General features: G+C 46.3%; 19 protein-coding genes. 8 read left to right on the top strand and 11 right to left on the bottom strand.

Features of this window, described 5'->3' with window-relative positions:
* The 5 genes from V3S16_RS14305 to V3S16_RS14285 form a co-directional block, all read left to right on the top strand.
* A partial coding sequence (locus tag V3S16_RS14305; RefSeq protein ID WP_413886094.1) for a THUMP domain-containing class I SAM-dependent RNA methyltransferase occupies window positions 1–998 on the top strand: 998 nt, incomplete at its 5' end.
* Window positions 999–1,500: 502 nt separating this feature from the next.
* Entirely contained in the window at window positions 1,501–1,893 is a 393-nt protein-coding gene (locus tag V3S16_RS14300; RefSeq protein WP_413886092.1) for a YkgJ family cysteine cluster protein, read from the top strand.
* 167 nt (window positions 1,894–2,060) lie between these two features.
* Window positions 2,061–2,891 (top strand): glutamate racemase, encoded by an 831-nt coding sequence (gene murI / locus V3S16_RS14295; protein WP_413886090.1) that lies wholly within the window; start codon window positions 2,061–2,063, stop codon window positions 2,889–2,891.
* A 57-nt stretch (window positions 2,892–2,948) separates the two neighbouring features.
* On the top strand, window positions 2,949–3,086 hold the full coding sequence (locus tag V3S16_RS14290) for a hypothetical protein (RefSeq protein WP_413886088.1): 138 nt from the start codon (window positions 2,949–2,951) through the stop codon (window positions 3,084–3,086).
* A 46-nt stretch (window positions 3,087–3,132) separates the two neighbouring features.
* Entirely contained in the window at window positions 3,133–4,368 is a 1,236-nt protein-coding gene (locus tag V3S16_RS14285) for an MORN repeat-containing protein (RefSeq protein WP_413886086.1), read from the top strand.
* 109 nt (window positions 4,369–4,477) lie between these two features.
* Here the strand turns inward: V3S16_RS14285 and V3S16_RS14280 are convergent, their stop codons facing one another.
* The 7 genes from V3S16_RS14280 to V3S16_RS14250 all read right to left on the bottom strand — a co-directional run bounded on the left by V3S16_RS14280 (window position 4,478) and on the right by V3S16_RS14250 (window position 13,605).
* Window positions 4,478–5,485: a glycosyltransferase family 9 protein gene (locus V3S16_RS14280; RefSeq protein ID WP_413886084.1), complete on the bottom strand. Its 1,008-nt coding sequence runs from the start codon at window positions 5,483–5,485 to the stop codon at window positions 4,478–4,480.
* Between the two features lie 49 nt (window positions 5,486–5,534).
* Complete coding sequence (locus V3S16_RS14275; protein WP_413886082.1) at window positions 5,535–6,362, bottom strand: universal stress protein; 828 nt, start codon at window positions 6,360–6,362, stop codon at window positions 5,535–5,537.
* Window positions 6,363–6,476: 114 nt separating this feature from the next.
* Window positions 6,477–8,201 (bottom strand): chloride channel protein, encoded by a 1,725-nt coding sequence (locus tag V3S16_RS14270; RefSeq protein WP_413886080.1) that lies wholly within the window; start codon window positions 8,199–8,201, stop codon window positions 6,477–6,479.
* A 185-nt stretch (window positions 8,202–8,386) separates the two neighbouring features.
* On the bottom strand, window positions 8,387–9,076 hold the full coding sequence (locus tag V3S16_RS14265; RefSeq protein ID WP_413886078.1) for a PTS sugar transporter subunit IIA: 690 nt from the start codon (window positions 9,074–9,076) through the stop codon (window positions 8,387–8,389).
* Window positions 9,077–9,295: 219 nt separating this feature from the next.
* Window positions 9,296–10,387 (bottom strand): mechanosensitive ion channel family protein, encoded by a 1,092-nt coding sequence (locus V3S16_RS14260; protein WP_413886076.1) that lies wholly within the window; start codon window positions 10,385–10,387, stop codon window positions 9,296–9,298.
* Between the two features lie 242 nt (window positions 10,388–10,629).
* Complete coding sequence (locus V3S16_RS14255) at window positions 10,630–10,803, bottom strand: helix-turn-helix domain-containing protein (protein ID WP_413886074.1); 174 nt, start codon at window positions 10,801–10,803, stop codon at window positions 10,630–10,632.
* A gap of 396 nt (window positions 10,804–11,199) precedes the next feature.
* Window positions 11,200–13,605, bottom strand: a complete 2,406-nt coding sequence (locus tag V3S16_RS14250; protein ID WP_413886072.1) for a response regulator — start codon at window positions 13,603–13,605, stop codon at window positions 11,200–11,202.
* A gap of 294 nt (window positions 13,606–13,899) precedes the next feature.
* Here V3S16_RS14250 and V3S16_RS14245 point away from each other — a divergent pair, with 294 nt between their 5' ends.
* A complete protein-coding gene (locus tag V3S16_RS14245) occupies window positions 13,900–14,499 on the top strand; it encodes a PaaI family thioesterase (protein WP_413886070.1) in 600 nt (199 codons plus the stop codon).
* 102 nt (window positions 14,500–14,601) lie between these two features.
* Here the strand turns inward: V3S16_RS14245 and V3S16_RS14240 are convergent, their stop codons facing one another.
* The 4 genes from V3S16_RS14240 to V3S16_RS14225 all read right to left on the bottom strand — a co-directional run bounded on the left by V3S16_RS14240 (window position 14,602) and on the right by V3S16_RS14225 (window position 18,898).
* Entirely contained in the window at window positions 14,602–15,366 is a 765-nt protein-coding gene (locus V3S16_RS14240) for a succinate dehydrogenase/fumarate reductase iron-sulfur subunit (protein ID WP_413886068.1), read from the bottom strand.
* Window positions 15,363–17,276 (bottom strand): fumarate reductase/succinate dehydrogenase flavoprotein subunit, encoded by a 1,914-nt coding sequence (locus V3S16_RS14235; RefSeq protein WP_413886066.1) that lies wholly within the window; start codon window positions 17,274–17,276, stop codon window positions 15,363–15,365. Before V3S16_RS14235 ends, V3S16_RS14240 begins: the two co-directional genes overlap by 4 nt.
* Window positions 17,277–17,630: 354 nt before the next feature.
* Window positions 17,631–18,272: a succinate dehydrogenase cytochrome b subunit gene (locus V3S16_RS14230; RefSeq protein WP_413886064.1), complete on the bottom strand. Its 642-nt coding sequence runs from the start codon at window positions 18,270–18,272 to the stop codon at window positions 17,631–17,633.
* A 56-nt stretch (window positions 18,273–18,328) separates the two neighbouring features.
* On the bottom strand, window positions 18,329–18,898 hold the full coding sequence (locus V3S16_RS14225; protein WP_413886062.1) for an HD domain-containing protein: 570 nt from the start codon (window positions 18,896–18,898) through the stop codon (window positions 18,329–18,331).
* 221 nt (window positions 18,899–19,119) lie between these two features.
* Between V3S16_RS14225 and tolQ the strand changes: the two genes are divergently transcribed.
* Together tolQ and tolR are read left to right on the top strand one after the other, a co-directional pair.
* Complete coding sequence (gene tolQ, locus V3S16_RS14220) at window positions 19,120–19,857, top strand: protein TolQ (RefSeq protein WP_413886060.1); 738 nt, start codon at window positions 19,120–19,122, stop codon at window positions 19,855–19,857.
* Complete coding sequence (gene tolR, locus V3S16_RS14215) at window positions 19,857–20,282, top strand: protein TolR (protein ID WP_413886058.1); 426 nt, start codon at window positions 19,857–19,859, stop codon at window positions 20,280–20,282. Before tolQ ends, tolR begins: the two co-directional genes overlap by 1 nt.
* Window positions 20,283–20,403: the final 121 nt, after the last annotated feature.

The raw sequence follows: 20,403 nt of genomic DNA, 5'->3' as shown, positions 1-20,403 counted from the left end.
CAACCCTGTATCGAATTAATTATTTGACGAGGCTTGTTTCACGGTGCCTTGCGCCGTTAATAGCATTCAATTGCCATGATACCGATACGTTGTACAAGCAGGCAAAACAGGTAAGGTGGGAAGATTTTTTTGCCAAAGGCTCTACATTCGCTGTGTCAGGGAATGTTTCCGACAGTACTATTTCGCATTCAAAGTTCGCTTCTCTGCGCCTTAAAGATGCTGTTGCTGATTATTTCAAGGAAAAAACCGGTAAGCGCCCGGATGTGTCTATAAGGAATCCTGATATCCTGCTAAACCTTCATATCAGGCATGACAAGGCCGAGATAAGCTTAGATACGTCGGGAGGTGCACTTCACAGAAGAGGATACAGAGCAGAGACCGTATCGGCGCCTATGCAGGAAACTGTCGCGGCAGCGATTATTCGATTTACAGAATGGGACGGGTCTGTCGCTTTATATGATCCTTTGTGCGGTTCGGGAACACTTTTGTGTGAGGCGCTTATGCGGCACTGCAACATTCCTGCGAGTATTTTTAGAAATAAATTCGGTTTTGAATTTCTACCTGACTTTGACGGCTCTGTCTGGAAGCAGGTTAAAAAAGAGGCTGACGGAAGCATCCGGGAATTGTCTAAAGGGCTGATTGCAGGCAGTGATGTGTCCAAAAAAGCTGTCAAGGCGGCGAGGACAAACATAATGGGGCTTCATTACGGAAAGAATGTAAGCGTTGAAAGGGCCGACTTCAGAAAGTTACCCGCTATTGAAGGGCAGGTAATTGTAACAAATCCTCCCTATGGCATTCGAATGGGGGCAGATGAGGACCTTGAAGCGCTTTACAAAAATCTCGGTGATTTTCTTAAACAGAAATGCAAAGGCTCAACCGCTTATATTTATTTCGGAGAACGGGGGTATATAAAAAAAATAGGCCTGAAAGCATCATGGAAAAAACCGATCATGGCAGGTGGGCTTGACGGCAGACTGGTTAAATACGAGCTGTACTGAACCGAAGCTAACAGGCCTGATGCGCACATTTATTATGTCCTGAAAAACCTGGTCCTCTGGGCCTCCGGCTCGTAGAGCCTACGCCTCGGAGAGCCAGGTCAGAGATACCCGGCTCTGCCTTGGCAGTTTTGTGTCTAAAATCACAAAATACAAGCACCAAACATTAAATAAATAACAAATCACAAGCACCAAATTTCAAATAAATCACAAATTCCAAGTCTCAAATTCCAAACAAGGGCTAAAACTATTTTTTTTATTCTTTTGTTTGGTATTTGTTTTTTCAGTCATTGGAATTTATTTGTTATTTGTATTTTGTTATTTGGGATTTCCCCTTTTGGTCATTGTTATTTGTTTGATATTTGATATTTGTTATTTGGAATTTAATTTACTCCATTTGAGATAGGTGCACCCCTGTGGGGGCAAACTAAAGCCTGGTCCTCTGGGCCTCCGGCTCGTAGAGCCTACGCCTCGGAGAGCCAGGATTCTTTACTTACTAAAGACCGTGAAACCTGTAGATATTTTTAAATGCGAACAATGCGGTGATTGCTGTAAAGGATATGGGGGGACTTTTGTAACCGAGGAGGAAATTATAAGCATCGCCGATTATTTGGGTGCGGATCCCAAGTGTTTTGTTAAGGATTACTGCCGGATATCCGGTGGTAAGCCTGTTCTGGCCCAGGGCAATGATGTTTATTGTATTTTCTGGAACGGGCTTTGCGCGATTCATCCGGCTAAGCCCCGCATGTGCAGGGCATGGCCTTTTATTGAGAGCGTTTTGGTTGACGTCGGCAACTGGCAGATCATGGCGGCGTCATGCCCGGGCATTCATACGGATGTGCCTGACAGTGTAATAAAAGAATGTGTGGGCCAAGCAGTTGCAAACTTCCGGTTATAGAATTCTATTGATTTTTTTCCCCTGTTCCACACTGTATACTATTAGCACACTAACCAATAACGTCTAGTTGCGGTGAATATTGGAGTAATGGATAGCCGGACATTTTTTTTCCAATACTCCGCTACTCCATCATTCCAGCCAAGACTATCAAGAAGGCCCCTATATAGGTGGAAGATAACAACCACATGTACGGGCCTGGATTCTTTGCCACCATGATTGGGATATTTGACTCAGGAATCGGCGGACTTACAGTCGTGAGGTCCTTAATGGACCAGCTTTCCGGCTACGACATTATCTACTTTGGAGATACTGCCCGTACACCGTATGGCAGCAAGAGCCCCGAGACCGTCATTAGATATGCACTGGAAAACACTGATTTTTTAATGAATCAGGGTGCCAAAATAATAGTGATGGCATGCAACACCGCTTCAAGCGTGGCTGCCGAAAGGGTATCGGCAGAATTTGATGCCCCTATATTTGAAGTTATTACACCGGCGGTGGAGGTGTCGCTGCAGACTTCAAGAGGACTTAAAATTGGAGTTATCGGAACAAGGGCCACGATAACAAGCGGGATTTATGAGAAAAAGATCAAGGCAATCAACCCGGATGCCAAGGTCTATTCTGCGGCCTGTCCTCTGCTTGTACCACTAGTGGAAGAAGGATGGATGCAGAAGCCCGAAACCGTGATGATTATCAAAAAATATCTGCATCCTCTAAAAGTCCGGCAGATAGACACACTTATTTTGGGTTGCACCCACTATCCCCTTTTAAAAAAATCAATCCAAAGAAAAATCGGTAAAAAGGTATCCGTCATAGACTCTTCCATTGCCGTTGGCGCTAAAATTAAAGATTTTTTGGCAGGACATATTGAAGTCGATAATCTGTTAAGCAGAAACGGCAAGTTGAGGCTCTTTGTATCAGATATAACCGATCAGTTTGAAAAGACAGCCCAGATCACACTCAAAAGAAATGTACATCTTGAGCCGGTAAAACTATAAAATCGCTCCGCGATTTTATACAACATAAGAGATTACAAGCTCATCAGGGTTGCTTTTATGAATGGGTATGTGGAAGCCTTGAAACTGAGCGCCGGAGAAAAAGAAAAGTTGGAAAATGATAAAGCTTTGTTAGTAAAAACAGTGGAATCGGCCGCTGACCGTTATATAGGAAAAGTTGAAGATATAAACAGATAGAGACAATTTCAAAATAATTTACATTTTTATAGGATGAAATATACATATGGTTATACATCATTTAAAATGCGCAACTCGTAACGCGCAAGCCGACTTCGCCATAGCTGCTTTAGCTGCGACGGCTGAACACGCAACCACCCCATTGCGTTTGACCCGGTTGGGGATCTATATTCTTTTTTTGACAGCCGTCGTTTTTTTCTACCCTGTTGGCGCTAAAGCCGACGATTTAGGCCAAAAGGTCGCGCGCATTGTTAAAGATTTTGAACAGCAGATAGTCGGCCTTGAGAGTGGTAATGAATATTTTATTGTGGTCCGTTCGTTTTTCGATGTGAACTCGAAACAACCGAGCAAGCGCAGTGAAGAAGTAACGGACAGCTTTTTTATAAATATCCGTGACAGATATTTTGGCAAAAGCAACGTCGTGATACTGAATTGGAGAAGCATAAAACCTTTTGAAATAGAGGCGTCTTCCAATGCAGATGAAATTTTTTACAAACAAGGCCCGCGGGAACAAAAGCTTGTGGAGAATTTCGGCAAGGGTTTTCTTGTTACCGGCACTACGGCCACAGCTGCTGAACTTGTCGAGATACACGCCAAATTAATTGATATGACCACCGGCAAACAGCTGGCAAGTTCAAAAGCAACCCTGCCGTCCGGCCCGGACGATGTTATGCCCGTCCAAAAGAGACCGCCGGTTGCATTGTTAGGCGCGCAAGAAGTTGTGCAGGCTCAAAAGAAACCGCCGGCCGCGCCGCTGACTGCTGTTGCTGCCGCCCCCCCCAACAAAGAAATGCCATCCGAAAAAAATACAGTGTCTGACGCCCTGAAAACTGAAATGCCTTTAAGAGAGAAGCTTAAAGATCTGCAATACAAAGTCATGCAAGGTATAAATTCCAGGTATGAAGGATATGTGAAAAACGGTAAAAAGCACGGTCAGGGGACGCTGTATTTTAAAAACGGCGATAAATATATCGGTGAGTGGCGGGAAGATAAAAAGCACGGCCAGGGAACCTATATATATGCAGATGCTGAGAAATATGTTGGGCAGTGGAAAGACGGCCGTATGCACGGGAAAGGGACTTATTTTTTTAAAAGCGGCAACAAATTCACAGGCCAATGGCGGGAAGATAAAAAGCACGGCCCTGGCACCTATTTTTTTAAAAATGGTGACCAATGGAAAGGGTCCTATGTAAACAACAAGAAACACGGCCGTGGAGTGTATACCTGGGTGAGCGGCGAATCACAGGAAGAAGTCTGGGAAAACGGAAAATTGGTCAAGTAGTGCTTCCAGCCCCTCCCAAACATTTATCACGAAACCACGAAACCACGAAAAAAGATATTAATAAAATTTCGTGCTTTCCCTATTTCGTGTTTTCGTGATTGTTTTATTGTTATTGTAAAAAAAAGCATTTGGATTTGATTGAAGGGTTACCCTCTTTACCTGCCATCCTGTAAAACGCGTCTATAACCATTGCGGGTGTTGTGCTGTGCAGGCATTCTGTTGTTTCGCAGTTCACGCCGCCTTTTTCAAAACACGGGCGGCAGTCGAGGCCGGGTCTTACCGTCTTTACGAATCGGCCTACAGGTTTCCATCTTTGAGGATCGGATGGCCCAAAAACTGCGATCGTGGGAAGACCCAGAAATGCGGCAAGATGACTGATGCCGGAATCGTTGCCGATAAACCCGCCCGCTTTTTTCAACAACAATGTAAGTTCCAACAGATCATCAAAAATACGAATTTTTATTTTATCATCACCTTGTGCTTGCAAAGATTCTGCCATAAAATGTTCGGCAGGACCTAATATAAATTCCGGTGTATAGCCGTTTGAAATTAATATTGTGGCGGTTTCAATAAAATTTGCAGCCTCCCAGTTTTTTTTTCTGCTTCCGGATCCGGGATGGATCAAGACCTTAACCGGATCGTATCCTCTGTCCCTCCTACCGCTGAATACCTTAGAAAAAAATAACGAATCGAGATCATTATCGGTATCATCGATCATACCGCGTTTGGCCAGGTTGGCCGCAATATGGCTGGTGACATGGATGTTTTGATCAACATCCGGCCTAGGCGGAATAAGATGAATCTTTTTTCCTGTAATTTTGTTGATAGTCTCTTGAAGCTTACGGGAAAATGAAAAAAGGACGATGCTGCCATAGGCACACAGCAGGCTTTTTACCGCCGGATCAACCGATCCGGCATAAAGGGAAGCAAAGGCGGCTGTCTCCAGAGCAAACCAGCGGTCGACAACCTTTAGTTCAGCGGCAAGTTTTCCAAGCTCGTCTCGCAAAAGGGCGTCAATGCTGCCGAACGACCGCCTCAGTCGGAGAAGGGCCGGGAAAGTAGTTATGACGTCGCCGAGGGCACCATGGTGGATGATTAACAGCCTTTGTTTGTTCATAAGTTGGTTTGGGCGGGGCTATCGCGGTTAAATTGTGGATGCTTTACTTTTACCTGGCTACCGTGTAATTAGGTCCTACAATCAAAAAATTGTTGGAAATGGTGGACTGTACCTGTTCCATTTTGCTTCCAAAAAAGATATTTTTGATCAGGCCGTGACCGTAAGCACCCAGGACTACAAGGGCATCATGGGGAACTTGATAGAGGTTTTCTTCAAAGCCACCGCTTTCAAAAAAGTGCCATTTGTTGACATACCGGTCCACTTCTTCTTTAAGGTTTTCTGTTTCTATCACCTTTTCGTACACTTCACGTGATCCTCTCTCCGTCTGAGTGAAAACATTCAGCGGCAGGTTGGAAACTCGGCTGAGCCGCAAGCCCAGTTTGAGGGCGTTGACGGCATTGGCCGATCCGCCGAAGAAGGATGCTATGCTTTTCCATTCCTTATAGACCGGGCTTGTAATCAGAACGGGAAACCGGGCGGACTTCACAATACGCCTTACCCTGGGACCGATGTAGCCCAGTCCGATTTTAGAAGAAAGATCGCTGATGCTGCGGGGACAGCACATGAAATCAAAGTTTGTCTGAATATCCGGCAGGGTAGAGGCCGTGAAATGCTTTGGGTCCAAAAATCTCGGTTGGATGCCGGCCTGCTCTACCAGTTCGGTTGCGTGCATCTTGGCCGTTGACGGGAATGTGAGATAGGAGCCGTCGAGATCGATCTGAACCACATCGTTTTCAAAATACATTAAAAATTTGGTGTGGCGGGGGATGTAAATCACCGGAGAAACGCTTAAAGTTTTGCAAAAATAAAGCGATTGAAGCAGGGTTTCTCTTCCCAGAGGATTATTCCTAAAAATATGAAATAGTTGTTTATCCATTAGCATCTCCTCTATGCTGTTAGGCACGGGACAATTTGTAATATCATAATACCATAAAATGTGGTTTTTTGCAGCATGCTTTGTTCTTTGGTTGTATAAAATCGCGCAGCGCTTTTATTGGGCGGTCTGAACCATTAGTTCTTTGCGATATTTATCCAGCAGGGTCGCCTTGGAAATCAGGCCAATAAAGCGATTGTTGGCGACTACCGGCATGGAAAACAGGTGCTGTTCATCCATACGACTTAGAATTTCGGACAGATCATCGTCCGGATGCACGACTTCAACGTTAGTATCCATAATCTGACCTATTAATACGGTATCATACATGACTGGATTGAAAAGGTACGGTCGAATGTCGTCCAAATGGATAATTCCCATGAAATGACCGTTGGCTTCGTTTTCAACCGGAAAGTAATTCCGGCGCGATTTTTGTACAATATTGATAAATTCTCGCAGCAGCATGTTTTGTTTAACGGCGATGCAGTCCTTTTCAAGAAGCTCACGCACGGTCATATCAGACAACACCCGGGCATCGGTCCCCGGCCTGAGAAGATGCCCGAGATCAACAAGATCCTTGAGGTAAAAGGATGCCGGTTCAATCCAGTGACAGAGGGTCGTTGAGATTGCCGAGACGATAATTAGCGGCAGAATAACTTCATAGCCGCCGGTAATCTCGACAATCAGGAAAATTCCCGTAAGCGGAGCCTGGAGAATTCCGCTAATGAGACCGGCCATTCCCAGCAAGGCAAAATAGCCTTCATTAACCCATGATACTGACGGCCACAGCAAAATAAGACCTTGATGATAGGTTACTCCTACCAGGCTTCCGATTACCAGGCAGGGGGCAAATATTCCGCCGGAGCCCCCCCAACCCAACGTCAAGGATGTGGCCAGGATCTTGGCAAGGGCGGCAATAGCCACCAATACGAGTCCCTTGGCAAAAACACCTTCGATCATGATACGAATCCAATGGTAGCCTTCGCCCAGTACGACCGGTAAAAACATTCCGACAATGCCGACCGCGCAACCGCCGATAGCGGCCCGTACCCATACCGGTGCCGGAACCCTGCCTGAGATTGAATGCATGGACCTTAGCATGCGGGTCAGCAAAATAGATGCAGCGGCTGCCAGTACGGCCAGCCCTATAGAGGCTAAAATATCTGTAAAGTCGATGCTGAACTGCCGGTGGCTGAAGGCGATCTGGTTGCCTTGCAGGATTCGGCTGATTTCAGTCCCGGTCACGGATGCTATGGCAATCGGGATGATATGCAGAGCTTTCCACTCACCCAGGATCACTTCAATCGCAAATACCATTCCGGCAATGGGGGCGTTGAAGATGGCAGATATAGCACTGGCAGCGCCGCAACCGACAAGCGTTACCCGCTGGCGGTCGTTCAAAAAGAAGAACTTTGCTATATTGGAGCCGATGGAAGCCCCGCTCATAACCACCGGAGCCTCAGGGCCGGCTGATCCTCCACTGCCGATGGTAAGACAGCTTGATATCAGCCTCGAAATACTCGAACGCAGCCGCAACAGTCCGCCATAGCGGGACACGCTGTAAATAACTTCCGGGACACCGTGTCCCGCTCCTTCTTTTACGATCTTATCCAAAAACAGCGACGAGAGGGCGGCGCCCACGGCCGGGAGTGTGAATGCCCACCAGTAATGGCGGAAATGCTGCAGCCATTCAAACATGGCCAGCAGTGATCGGTTCAGCGCCACTGCCGCCAACCCGGCGCAGTTGCCGACGATAACGGCCATAATTATAAGCAGAAGGCGGTCGTCTAAGCGAAAAATAGACCAGCTTGCAGGATAGCGCCACGATTGAAAAATGCGCATATTGTCAAGACCTAACCCGGATCAACCCGCCGGAAGCGGACAAGCCGGACCAAAAAAAAGTTGCCACCAAGGCACGAAGACACAAAGACATAAAAAATATATTTATTATTCTTTCTTCGTGCCTTGGTGTCTAAGTGGCAATTAAAAAAGTTTTGTACAAAAAGCAAAAAAGTCCGCCATAAAAACTAATAATGATCGGCTTTATCGAGTTGCTTTTCAAAGTCAGCTATTTTTGAAAAAAAAGCATCTGAGTCAGAAGATGTTTTCAAAAATTCCACAAAAGCGTTGTCGCGAACACAATAAGAAAGCCTTGAAAGCAGGTGCAGATGAATCTTTATTGTCGGGCTTAGCAGGATGAACATGACAAACACCGGTTTGTCGTCGATGGCGGCGAAGTCTATCGGTTTTTCAAGAAAACAAGTGGCGATTAAAGGCTTTTCAATGATATCCGCAAGAGGATCATGGGGATGGGGGAGAGCCACTCCTTTGCCGATACCGGTGGAGGTAAGGTTTTCTCTTTCAAGCAGCCGTTCATACAACCGGATTTTGACTGATGCAGACAAGGCCGGCATCTTGTTAACGGCGTACTGCAGGACTGCCGGCACATCACTCCCCTTTACATTGTGCAATACACCGCCACGTTTCATCACAGGAAGAAGATTTTCCAGCCGGGAACCCTCCTGCGGCGCTTTATCTTTTTGGGGTTTGGTAAAAGGCAGGTTATGGACTTCCGCCCATTTTTCTATGGCTGAATCGTTGAATATCAGGTTATTGCCGCTTTTTTGGATTGGTATTCTGCCCTGGCGGATCCAGCGTTCTACAGTACTTAACGGAAGTTGAAGACACTTTGCGACTTCTTTGATAGACAGTTTCATAGTACTCTAATAAGCGAAAGGTTTGCCCGCCCAGGCGGGTAAACCTCAGCCCTCTGGGCTGCGGCACCGCACTTTCTCTTTAAAAAAGATTTTATCTTTCATTTGAATTCATCCCGCGCTGCCCCGCTGCGGCGGGATTTCCGCTTCGCTTCAGCATGCAGCGGGGAATTCAAATTTAAAAAAGAAATCGGCTATAATTACCTCCAAAAATCTATTAAATCAAGTGGTTTCTTTGTAAGTAATGGTAATGTCTCTTTTGGGATAGGGAATCTCAATTTCATTTTGATCGAAGGTCGCTTTTACTTTGTCAGTTATGTAGGAAATCGTATCCATGCGTTTGCGGGCATCATCAATCCATACTCTCAACTGAAGATCTACCGACGAATCCCCGAAATTCCTGACCACCACTTTGGGTGCCGGGTCCTTTGAAATCCAGTCGGCCGAATCAGCCACGGATATTATTAAACGCTTGGCTTTTTCAATATCCGCGTCATATGCAATGCCGATATTAACCCGCACTCTGATTTCTGATGAAATAATAGTATAATTGACGATGTCGCGCTTCATGATCTCATTGTTGGGGATGATGATGACAATGTTGTCCGTAGTTTTGATCTTTGTTGCCCGTAAGCCGATGTATAAAACATCTCCCCAGGTGGCACTGCCGGTAGGCGCACTCCAGATTTCGATGCGGTCGCCGATTTCAAAAGGGCGGTCGATAATCAGCAATATTCCGGCGATAAGGTTTGACAAGGTATCTTTGGCGGCAAAACCGACGGCAATGCCGGCAACTCCGGCCCCCGCAATAAAGGGCATAACATTAACCCCCAGTATGTCCAGAGCCAGGATAACCGCGGTAGCATAAATGATGGCGCCCGTAAATTTTTTCAGTAGGTCGAAAATTATATTATCAACTTTGGTTTCGGTTTGGTTTGCTACTTTATCTTCAAGATAGGTCAGCAAGATTGCCAGAAAGCTATTAAAGGGTGCTGCCAGGAGGATAATCAAGAAGGCATGGAATATTTTTTCCAAAATTAAAACATCAAACAGCCTCATCAGATACGTACCGGCTACAATGATAAGTCCGTAGAAAAGCACCTTTTGAATCAGATCAAAAATTTCAAGGTTTATGCGGATAAATTCATAATTTTCTATTTTTACTCTGAAAGAAGCAAGGATGCGTTTTAGAATGAACCAAACAATAAACGAGCCGGCGACGGCAAACAAGGCCTTTAGCAGAACCTGAAGATAAGGGGATGTTGGACCTAAAGCTGTCTGGAGTTCGTCAAAAAAAGCAAAAAAATTCTTCATAAGTATTTATCGATATAAGACACTTTTGTTACTTCAGTCAAGTTGTCCTTTTTAATCTCGCTGATAATAGGTTTGCCTGGAATGAAGGGGGCCGGGTCAATAAGACAATAACATCGTGAAAATAAATACAATATAGGCATAGCGCGTGCCGGCCATACAACCAGAATCTATAAGGTGGGTTTAATTGGCAACTTTTTTGAACAATTTGCCATGTGAGGTAACGTTCAATCGCAAGCGAACGGCTAGCTCGCGTTTTGCTCAAGCCATTTATCAACATCTTCCTTTTTAAACTTCCAGAGACGGCCAAGGCGGTAGGCTGGCAGCCCCTTGGTCTCGATCCACTTGTAGACCGTGTCTCGGCTGAGGCCAAGGTATTGACATATGTCTTCGACAGACAATAGACGCTCTTTGATCATATTCAGCTCCTTTACTTGTGATGAATTCGTAAAAAGTAAAATATTTAGCTTTTTTACAAAACCAACAATGAAGTAAATCTTTAGAAATGATTTACTTTCAAGAAATGTGCCACATTGTTTGCCCCTATTGCCACCTGGCCCCCCGATTGAATCCGGAAAGCCAAGAAAGTGTCTTAACTTCCTGTTTTTATGGGGATAGGGGAGGGGTGAGCGTAATACAAATTACAAGCTCCTTGACATGGTGATCCTGCTCGACGGGACGGCCTGCTGCGGCAGACCTTAGAGAGTTTCTCATAATCGTCATCAAATTGACGCCGTATGACTAATTCTTTGACGATTTAGGCCGACAAGCAACTTTTTCTAATGACGAGACCCTTCGAATAGAATGGGTCAATTTTAAAAATTCAGATTGGATACGACCGTCTGAAATTTTTCGAATTCACTCTCAAGTTGCTTAAGGGCTGCCTGGGCCAGGACCGGATCATTATCCTTTCCGGCCGTTTCCATGCTCAACGCTGCATTTTTCAGTGCGTATGCCCCCAAATTTGCCGACGCGCCCCTGATGGTATGTGCCTGGTGGGTTACTTGCTCAGTATCGTTATTTTGCAGGGCCTGTTTCAATGCTTGCAGCTGGTCCGGAAAATTCTTCAGAAACAGGTTTAAAAGTTCCTCCAAGAGTTCTTTATCACCCCCCGTTCGGTTCAGCAATTCATCTTTATTGAAGATATCTGCTTTATCTTGCTCTATGCTGTCAGCGGTTTTGTGGTTGGCCGCATCTGCATCTGCTGTATACTTTGCGATAATTGCAAGAAATTTTTGGGAATCTATCGGTTTTGAAATATAGTCATTCATACCCGCCTTCAGGAAAAGTTCCCGGTCTCCGGTCAAGGTGCTGGCGGTTACGGCGATGATGGGGATATCATGGTTGCGGACTTTGGATTGCGGATCACGGATAATCCGAGTGGCTTCAAGACCATCCATCTCCGGCATGCGTATATCCATCAAGACAACGTTGTAGGAACTTTTTTCGAGGGCTTCAATTGCCTCTCTGCCATTGGCAGCAACATCGACACGGCAGCCAATTTTTTTCAATATCGAAACGGCCAGCTTTTGATTGATTTCATTGTCTTCAGCAAGTAAAATGCGGACCCGGCGTCTCTTTGATTCGGCCAGGGTGTGGCGGGTGACAAAGGCCGGTTGCCGTCCTGTCAAATGTTGATTTGGCTTTTTGGCAAGCACTGCGACCAGACAGTCGAAAATAACTAAGCGCTCGAGTGGTTTTGGAAGGTATGCGTCAAAACCGACTTCCTTAACCCGGGCAGCATCACCGCGCTGAGCCTGAGACGTAAGCATTACAAGTCGAGTTTCCTTTAATACAGGGTCAGCTTTGATGGTTTGCCCAAGTGTTTCTCCGTCCATATCCGGCATCACCTGATCGAGGATCGCCAGGTCGAACGCAGCTCCGTCTGCAACTGCCTGGTGTAACAGGGATAGGGCTTCATAAGCGCCGGAAGCGCCGCTGTATTGACATCCCCATGATTGCAAATAATCACCAAGAACAAGCAAATTTTCGGGGTTGTTATCAATTGCAAGAACTCGTTTTCCTTTAATGTCCGCCAGAAATTCAGGGAGCTCCGCGACGGTCTCCGGCTGTTTTTCAAAGTCCGCCGTAAACCAGAAGATAGAGCCTTTTCTCTGTTTGCTTTCAACTCCGATTTGACCCCCCATTATTTCTGCCAGTTGTTTTGAAATGGCAAGCCCAAGACCGCTACCGCCATACTTGCGCGTTGTTGAAGCGTCTATTTGGGAGAAAGATTGAAAAAGAAAGTTCATGCGACTAGCAGGGATGCCGATTCCCGTATCCTGAATAGAGAACCTGACCAAGGCTCTTTTACTGGTCTCTTTATCCAAAGTTATATGAATTTTGATTTGGCCGGTTTCCGTGAATTTTATTGCATTGCTGATGAGATTAAGCAGAACCTGCCGCAACCGCCCGGGATCACCCCATAGCAAGGATGGGACCTCGGGGTGGATCGTGCAACTAAATTCCAGACCCTTTTTATAAGCGTTTTGAGCCATCAAATCAGTCACATCTTCCAGAGTGACACGCAGATCAAAGTCGATCATTTCTAAGTCTAATTTTCCGGCTTCAATTTTTGAATAATCCAAAATATCGTTGATAATCCGTAGCAGAAGGCCGGCACTTTTCTGAACAGCGACGGCATATTCGCGCTGCTGCCGATCAAGATCGGTGCCAAGCAGCAGTTCCGCCATGCCGATCACGCCGTTCATGGGGGTCCGGACCTCATGGCTCATATTGGCAATAAATTCGCTCTTGGCGATGCTGGCGATTTGGGCTTCTACGGCCATTTCATTGGCTTTGGCAATGGCGTTTTCAAGCTGGTCGTATATGCTCTTCTCCCTTATGATCCGTCCCATCCTGGCCTTTAATTCCTTTGATTCAAAAGGCTTGTTCAGATAATCGGCAGCTCCGGCATCTATAATGTCAACGTAAGTGTAATCATGCGAATGGCCTGTCATGATGATAAAGTCTAAATCCGGAAAAGACTCTTTGGCTTTTTTCATCAACTGGATACCATCCATTTCCGGCATGCTAATATCAGAAATTACCATATCGAAAGTGTGGCTGTTAAGGATCTTGAGGGCTTCAGAAGCATTAGAGGCGACTTCACAGGTGCAGCCGATCCCTTCCAGCATGCTTCGCATATGCCTTTGAATCATCTTTTCATCATCAACGACCAAAATGGATTTACACAAATTGTTTTCTATCGGTCTTGCCATTGCTTTATCCAAAGTATATATGTCAAGGTTGTGTATATTGATAGATGTTGAATTTTGACCGCTATGCGGCTTAAGATACTCGGTCCTGGCCAGACAGGGATTAATCCGCAAGCAATCCGGGTTGAAATCCGCCACCAATGATATCGGAACATTTTCCCAAAACTTAAGGGCTTTTAGAAAAACTGTAACCGTTCAGGGGTTCAGGGTTCATAGGTTCAAGGGTTCAGAGGTTCAAAGGTTCAGAGGTTAACGCAGAACGCAGAACGCAGAACGCAGAACCCAGAACGCAGAACGTTGAACCCAGAACGCAGAACGCAGAACGCTGAACCCAGAACCCAGACCGGCCTGGTGTCCAATTTATGTGCAATCCTATGGTATCTAAAGGTCTACGGCTATTTATATAAGTTGAATAACGAGGTCTGTAATATGAAGAAACAGGCAAACTCGCGAACGTGTTTTTTGTGTGGTCGTCAAAATGATATTTCGTTAAAGATGAGTTGGTACGAAGATCACGATGCTCAGCAAGTGCGGGCTACAGTGACGGTTCCCGAGCATTTTAACGGCTATCCCGGGGTTGTTCATGGCGGCATCGTTGCCGCCATACTTGATGAGACGTCCGGACGGGCCATCATGCTGAAGTCCGGCCAAGATGCACTGATGGTTGCTTTGAAACTGGAGGTCTTGTTTCGCCGCCCGACCCCAACCGACATACCGTTGACGGCGACCGGCCGGGTGATCAAGCAGAGTGCAAACCGGGCCAAGGTTGCCGGCGAGATCCGTCTTCCTGACGGGACGCTCACCGCCGAATGCAAGGCGGTGGTGGTTCGTCCGCCGGCGGAAATTATGGAGAGCTGGGAGGCCGAGAAGCCCTACTGGAAAGTGGATGACGACTAGACCACAGATATACGAAAATCTGGTAAAACTTGATGATTAAGGGGCTGGGGATTTTTCGCTGTAAGACCGCTCATCGGAAAAATAGCCATTTATGGATGGGAACTATTTAACGGCTGAGACTATACTCGCCTTGATAAATTCGCGGTTCATGCGGGCGATATTGGTAATTGATATCTTCTTGGGACATTCTGCTTCGCATTCTCTTTCGTTGGTGCAGTTTCCAAAATTGAGTGCATCCATGGTCCTGACCATGGACAATGCACGTTGGGCTGCTTCAGGTTTTCCCTGGGGCAGCAGAGCAAGTTGAGATATCTTGCCGCCAACGAAAAGCATGGCCGCAGCGTTAGGGCAGGAGGCCACACAGGCTCCGCAGCCGATACAGGCCGCGGCATCCATCGCTTTTTCGGCTATTTCCTGGGGTACGGGGATGGTATTGGCTTCCGGTGCCGCACCGGTGTTGACGGAAATATATCCACCGGCCTGAATGATTTTGTCAAAGGCACTGCGGTCAACCACCAGATCTTTAATGAGCTTGAACGCTCTTGACCGCCAGGGTTCGACGACAATGGTATCCTGGTCCGAAAAATGCCGCATATGAAGCTGGCACAGGGTTGTTCCCTTTTCAGAACCGTGGGCCCGACCGTTCGCAACGGCTCCGCACATCCCGCAAATGCCTTCCCGGCAGTCATGATCAAAAGCAATCGGATCTTTGCCGTTCAGGGTCAACTGTTCGTTGACGACATCGAGCATCTCTAAAAAGGACATGTCCGTGGAAATATTTGTAGCATGATAGGTTACAAAACCGCCCTTGACATCGGAACTCTTTTGGCGCCAGACTTTTAGTGTAATATTAATGGTTTTTATCACTTGTAACTCCTTTGGGTTAATTCGACGTTCTCAAAGTTAAGCGGTTCCTCGTTAAGATGCGGTGCTTTGTCATTTCCTGCAAACTCCCAGGCAGCGACGAAGCTGTAATTTTTATCGTCACGCAAGGCCTCATTGTCCTCGGTTTGATAGGCTTCGTTTAAGTGACAACCGCAGGATTCCTTGCGGCCGTGGGCGTCGATGACCATCAACTCGGCGAACTCAAGAAAATCGGCCGCCCGTCCGGCCCGCTCAAGACTCTGATTGAAATCTTTATCAGAGCCCGGGACAATAACGTTTTGCCAGAATTCCGAGCGCAGCTCTTGGATAAGTTTTTGTGCTTTCAACAGCCCCGCTTCGTTTCTTGACATACCGCAGTATTCCCAGAGAATGTGGCCAAGCTGTCTATGGAAATCATCAACGGTACGCTTGCCGTTTACGGCCAGCAACCTGGCAACGCGGTCTTTTGCTTCCGTGGATACGGATTCGAAGGCCGCATGATCGGTTGTTACTTCCGGGAGGGCCGTGCCGGCAAGATAGCCGCCAATGGTGTATGGGATGATGAAATAGCCGTCTGCCAGTCCCTGCATCAGGGCGCTGGCACCCAGACGGTTGGCACCATGGTCTGAAAAGTTGGCTTCACCAAGGACAAAGAGTCCCGGAATGGTGCTCATAAGATTATAGTCGACCCACAGTCCCCCCATGGCGTAATGAATCGCCGGGTAGATCATCATGGGTTCTTTATAAGGGTTGGAGGCCGTGATTTTTTCATACATCTGAAAAAGATTGCCGTATTTTTGGCCAATGACGGCTTCTCCATCCGTTTTGATGGCATCTTCAAAGTCTAGATAAACCGCCAAGCCGGTTTTGCCCACCCCTTTTCCCATGTCGCACTGGGCCTTGGCATTGCGCGAAGCCACATCCCGCGGGACCAGGTTGCCGAAGCTTGGGTATCTATTTTCCAGGTAATAATCTCTTTCAGCCTCGGGAATCTGGCCGGGCGGGCGTTTGTCTCCGGGATTTTTCGGCACCCAGACCCGGCCGTCATTTCTTAAGCTTTCACTCATCAATGTCAGTTTGGATTGATAGATCCCGTGCACGGGAATACAGGTTGGATGAATTTGGGTGAAACAGGGATTAGCGAAAAAAGCGCCGCGTTTGTATGCCCGATAGATAGCGCTGACGTTGGATGCCATGGCATTAGTGGACAGAAAAAACACATTGCTATAGCCCCCGGTGGCTAACACCACGGCATCGGCAGCAAAACGTTCGATTCGGCCTGTAATCAGATTGCGGGCGACAATTCCCCTGGCCTGGCCATTTACAACAACAAGATCCAGCATTTCACGGCGGGTAAACATTTTGACGTTTCCGGCAGCTATCTGCCGTGATAAAGCGCTGTAAACACCCAGCAGAAGTTGTTGCCCGGTCTGTCCCCGGGTGTAAAACGTCCGGGATACCTGGGATCCGCCAAAACTGCGGTTGGCAAGCAGTCCTCCGTAATCACGGGCAAAGGGGACCCCCTGAGCAACGCATTGATCGATAATACTGTTGCTTATCTGGGCCAGGCGATAGACATTGGCCTCCCTGGCCCTGAAATCGCCGCCTTTGATGGTGTCGTAAAAAAGACGTTGGATGCTGTCGCCTTCATTAGTGTAATTTTTAGCGGCGTTAATGCCTCCCTGGGCGGCAATGCTGTGAGCACGCCGTGGGCTGTCCTGAATGCAAAAAGTTTTGACCCGGTAGCCCAGCTCGGCCAGCGATGCAGAGGCACTGCCGCCCGCAAGCCCTGTACCAACGACGATGATGTTAAACTTTTTTTTGTTGGCCGGATTAACAAGTTTAAGTTCGAAACGGTGTCGATCCCACTTTTCAGCAAGCGGCCCTCCGGGAATGTTGGCATTAAGCGCCATAATTTTTCCTTTTGCAACGGATCTGAAACTGCAAATTCAGACCTCGTAAGTTATAGCATATTATAGTGCAATATTTTGGACAAAACGCGCCACTTCTAATCAAAGAATTGGGTTCAAAGGTTCAACGTTCAAAGGTTCAGAGGTTGATCCCCTCATTTAATTACCCCTATGGAATCAATGGTTAAGGGAAAAAGCGCTAAGCGCTTAACCTTGAACCGGGAACCCGACTCGGCTGAGCTCGTCGCAGGCTGAACCTTATAACCCAGACCGATCTGATGTCCAATTTTCATGTAAATCCATGTCATTTTAAATTCTTATAGTTATTTTTAAATAATAAATTATGAGGTCTGTACTTTAAGAAATAAACGTAAAATATATGGGGATAAACCCAAAGCCGATCCCGACAATCAAGCTGAAGATGATGCTAGCTGCCGTGATAATGGGCATGTATTTGGGATGATTGGCCCCGATGGTCTGAAAAGCGCTCCACAATCCATGGCTGACATGAATTGCCGCAACGATCATGGCGGCCACATATATGAAAACATAGACCGGGTCTGTAAATGCGCTGGCGACAATTTGATAGATGGTCGTGTTGGTTTTATCCGTAAAACGAAAATTTATCAGGTGAAAAATGATAAATGCTAACAGGGCAAAACCGGTATAAGGTATGGTTGCCGACCCCAGGCTGCGGCCTCCGGCTCTTTTGTTGACGGCATATCCGACCGGCCTTGATCTATAATTTTGATAAAAGAGTGTTGCACCTGTCAATACATGGATGATTGCCAGGGTCAACAAGATCCATTCAAATACGGTGAGAAGGGGACCCAATGAATTCAGGTGCGCAGCGTAAGCGTTAAAAAGATCTTTTCCGCCGTAAAGCATTAGATTGCCGGCAAGATGTAAAACCAGAAAGCAGCAGAAACACAGACCGGTTATGGCCATCATCAGCTTTTTTCCGATGGAAGTCCCCAGAGTGTTTATCAGCCAATTCATCTTTTCCTCCGATATTTAGATTACTTTTTGCTACCAGACGAGTGCAAGTATAAAATTTAGTTATTCTTGTCGGGTCTATCAACGTGATTTTCGAACCACCAGGCATCCCAGGCCGTTTCCATTATGCTTTGCGCCAGATCTTTACCGATTTTTGTTTCCAGACGTTTTAACGCAAAAGGGAGCCATTTATTTGGCGGATTGTAGCCGATGTCCGCCAGGGCCTTCAACTCCAAAATAAAAGCGAGTTGATCCGCATCTCGCGCAAGCTTGGCTTCCAGAGACCGGCCTTCATTAAATTCATGGATAAGATCGGCGAGATCAGACCCAAACGGAAGGCTGCGGGTTATATCAGCCACGGCTTTTTTTTCGTGGACGGTTACGTATTTTTTTTGGACATAGTTCAGGTCGCCGGTTTTGGCCTCGGGAAGATCATGCACCAGGCACATACTTATCAGTCTCAGGGCATCGACATCAGGCTCCAGCTGAGACATGACATAGGCAATAAAGACCGTGCCAAATGAATGTTCAGCTACAGATTCCTTCCCCACGCCCAGAAAATGATAGCCCGATCTGGGGATATCCTTTAAAATTTTGGCTTTAAACAGAAGGTTGGCGATGTTTCTCATACATTCCCCCTTTCCGCCTGTCATTTTTAACCGATATTCCGGATCTGTTTTTATGCCTATTGACAGGCTGGTTATCAAACAAAACAATAATTACAAGCAATGTCAAGAGCAACCAAATTCCTTGACACTCTATCCGGGTTCATATACGCTTTTATATTTAAAACTACCTGTTATTGAAGTATGTTTTAGGCACGCAGGTGTTATGAAAAACCGGAGTTATTATGTTCTCTGTAGACATGGATTTAATCAACATTGTTATGAACGCCGGGTTGATGGTTAAGTTTGTACTGATACTGCTGCTCTTTTTTTCCATCACGTCATGGGCGATTATGATCATGAAATATCAGTATATAAAACGGGCATATAAAGAATCAGCAATTTTTACGGATTTTTTCTGGAAAAGCAGGGATCTCTCCGATGCTTTTGCGAAAGCCAAGCAGCTTCGAGGCAGTCCCATTGCCAGGGTTTTTCGCGTTGGATATATAGAACTTAAAAAGTTAAGTCCATCCGGCCATTTGGCCACATCGCAACCGCCGCAATCATCCGAAGCGGCAAATCCCTCTTTAAGTTCAAGATTTGCCGGGACTGATAATATAAAGCGAGCCTTGCGCCGGGCAACAAATGAGGAAACAACTCAGATGACCCAGATGGTTCCTTTCCTGGCAACAACCGGCAATACAACACCTTTTATCGGTTTATTCGGGACCGTATGGGGTATAATGAACTCTTTTCATGGTATCGGGCTGAAGGGTTCCGCCAGCCTTGCCGTGGTGGCTCCCGGCATTTCCGAAGCGCTTATTGCAACTGCCGCCGGGTTGGCAGCTGCAATACCGGCGGTGATCGCCTTTAATCATTTTATACATAAAATAAGGACGTTCGAGGTTGAATTGCAAAATTTTTCAGCAGATTTTTTAAATATTATTGAACGAGACATCTTGAATGGAAAGGGTGGTGATTAATGGCGATTGAGAGCAGCAGTGACCGTCTTATGTCCGATATCAATGTAACACCGTTTGTAGATGTCATGCTGGTACTGCTGGTTATTTTTATGGTTACGGCGCCAATGATGATGCAGGGAGTAGACGTTGTTTTGCCGGAAACAAATTCTGAGCAGCTTATTCCCCGGAAAGAGCATCTGATCATTACAATCAATAAGCAGAATCAGGTATACATCAACGACTATCAGGTTGAGCTTGATTTTCTTCGGGAGAAATTGATAAAAATTTTTGAAGGCCGTGAGGATCGGGAAGTTTTTCTGCGGGCGGATAAAGATATTTCATATGGTGTTGTGGTCTTTGTTATGTCCGAGATAAAAGGGGCCGGAGTTGAAAAACTGGGCATGGTAACCGAGCCGCTCGAGCAAGAGGATAAAGGCACGAAGTAAAAATGCATTCTCAAGTATTTTGGTCTCAAGGAATCGGGAATAAATCCCGTCCATTCTTGATATTTTTTACACTTTCAAGCATATTCCATGTCGTTTTTTTCGGGATGTTGATTTTTACCCC

Origin of the sequence: Candidatus Desulfatibia sp., from assembly GCF_036446775.1 — a bacterium.
In the GTDB taxonomy this organism is placed as follows: Bacteria; Desulfobacterota; Desulfobacteria; order Desulfobacterales; family UBA11574; genus Desulfatibia_A.
Note: the sequence above shows the minus strand (reverse complement) of the source record. Positions and strands in the feature narration are given on the sequence as shown.

Excerpts from the sequence above, each read along its gene's own strand:
- V3S16_RS14225 (WP_413886062.1), bottom strand. The coding sequence starts at position 18,898 with ATGAGAAACATCGCCAACCTTCTGTTTAAAGCCAAAATTTTAAAGGAT.
- V3S16_RS14250 (WP_413886072.1), bottom strand. The coding sequence starts at position 13,605 with ATGGCAAGACCGATAGAAAACAATTTGTGTAAATCCATTTTGGTCGTT.
- V3S16_RS14230 (WP_413886064.1), bottom strand. The coding sequence starts at position 18,272 with ATGAATTGGCTGATAAACACTCTGGGGACTTCCATCGGAAAAAAGCTG.
- V3S16_RS14260 (WP_413886076.1), bottom strand. The coding sequence starts at position 10,387 with ATGAAGAATTTTTTTGCTTTTTTTGACGAACTCCAGACAGCTTTAGGT.
- V3S16_RS14235 (WP_413886066.1), bottom strand. The coding sequence starts at position 17,276 with ATGGCGCTTAATGCCAACATTCCCGGAGGGCCGCTTGCTGAAAAGTGG.
- V3S16_RS14265 (WP_413886078.1), bottom strand. The coding sequence starts at position 9,076 with ATGAAACTGTCTATCAAAGAAGTCGCAAAGTGTCTTCAACTTCCGTTA.
- V3S16_RS14275 (WP_413886082.1), bottom strand. The coding sequence starts at position 6,362 with ATGGATAAACAACTATTTCATATTTTTAGGAATAATCCTCTGGGAAGA.
- tolQ (WP_413886060.1), top strand. The coding sequence starts at position 19,120 with ATGTTCTCTGTAGACATGGATTTAATCAACATTGTTATGAACGCCGGG.
- V3S16_RS14290 (WP_413886088.1), top strand. The coding sequence starts at position 2,949 with ATGAATGGGTATGTGGAAGCCTTGAAACTGAGCGCCGGAGAAAAAGAA.
- V3S16_RS14285 (WP_413886086.1), top strand. The coding sequence starts at position 3,133 with ATGGTTATACATCATTTAAAATGCGCAACTCGTAACGCGCAAGCCGAC.
- V3S16_RS14255 (WP_413886074.1), bottom strand. The coding sequence starts at position 10,803 with ATGATCAAAGAGCGTCTATTGTCTGTCGAAGACATATGTCAATACCTT.
- tolR (WP_413886058.1), top strand. The coding sequence starts at position 19,857 with ATGGCGATTGAGAGCAGCAGTGACCGTCTTATGTCCGATATCAATGTA.
- V3S16_RS14280 (WP_413886084.1), bottom strand. The coding sequence starts at position 5,485 with ATGAACAAACAAAGGCTGTTAATCATCCACCATGGTGCCCTCGGCGAC.
- V3S16_RS14270 (WP_413886080.1), bottom strand. The coding sequence starts at position 8,201 with ATGCGCATTTTTCAATCGTGGCGCTATCCTGCAAGCTGGTCTATTTTT.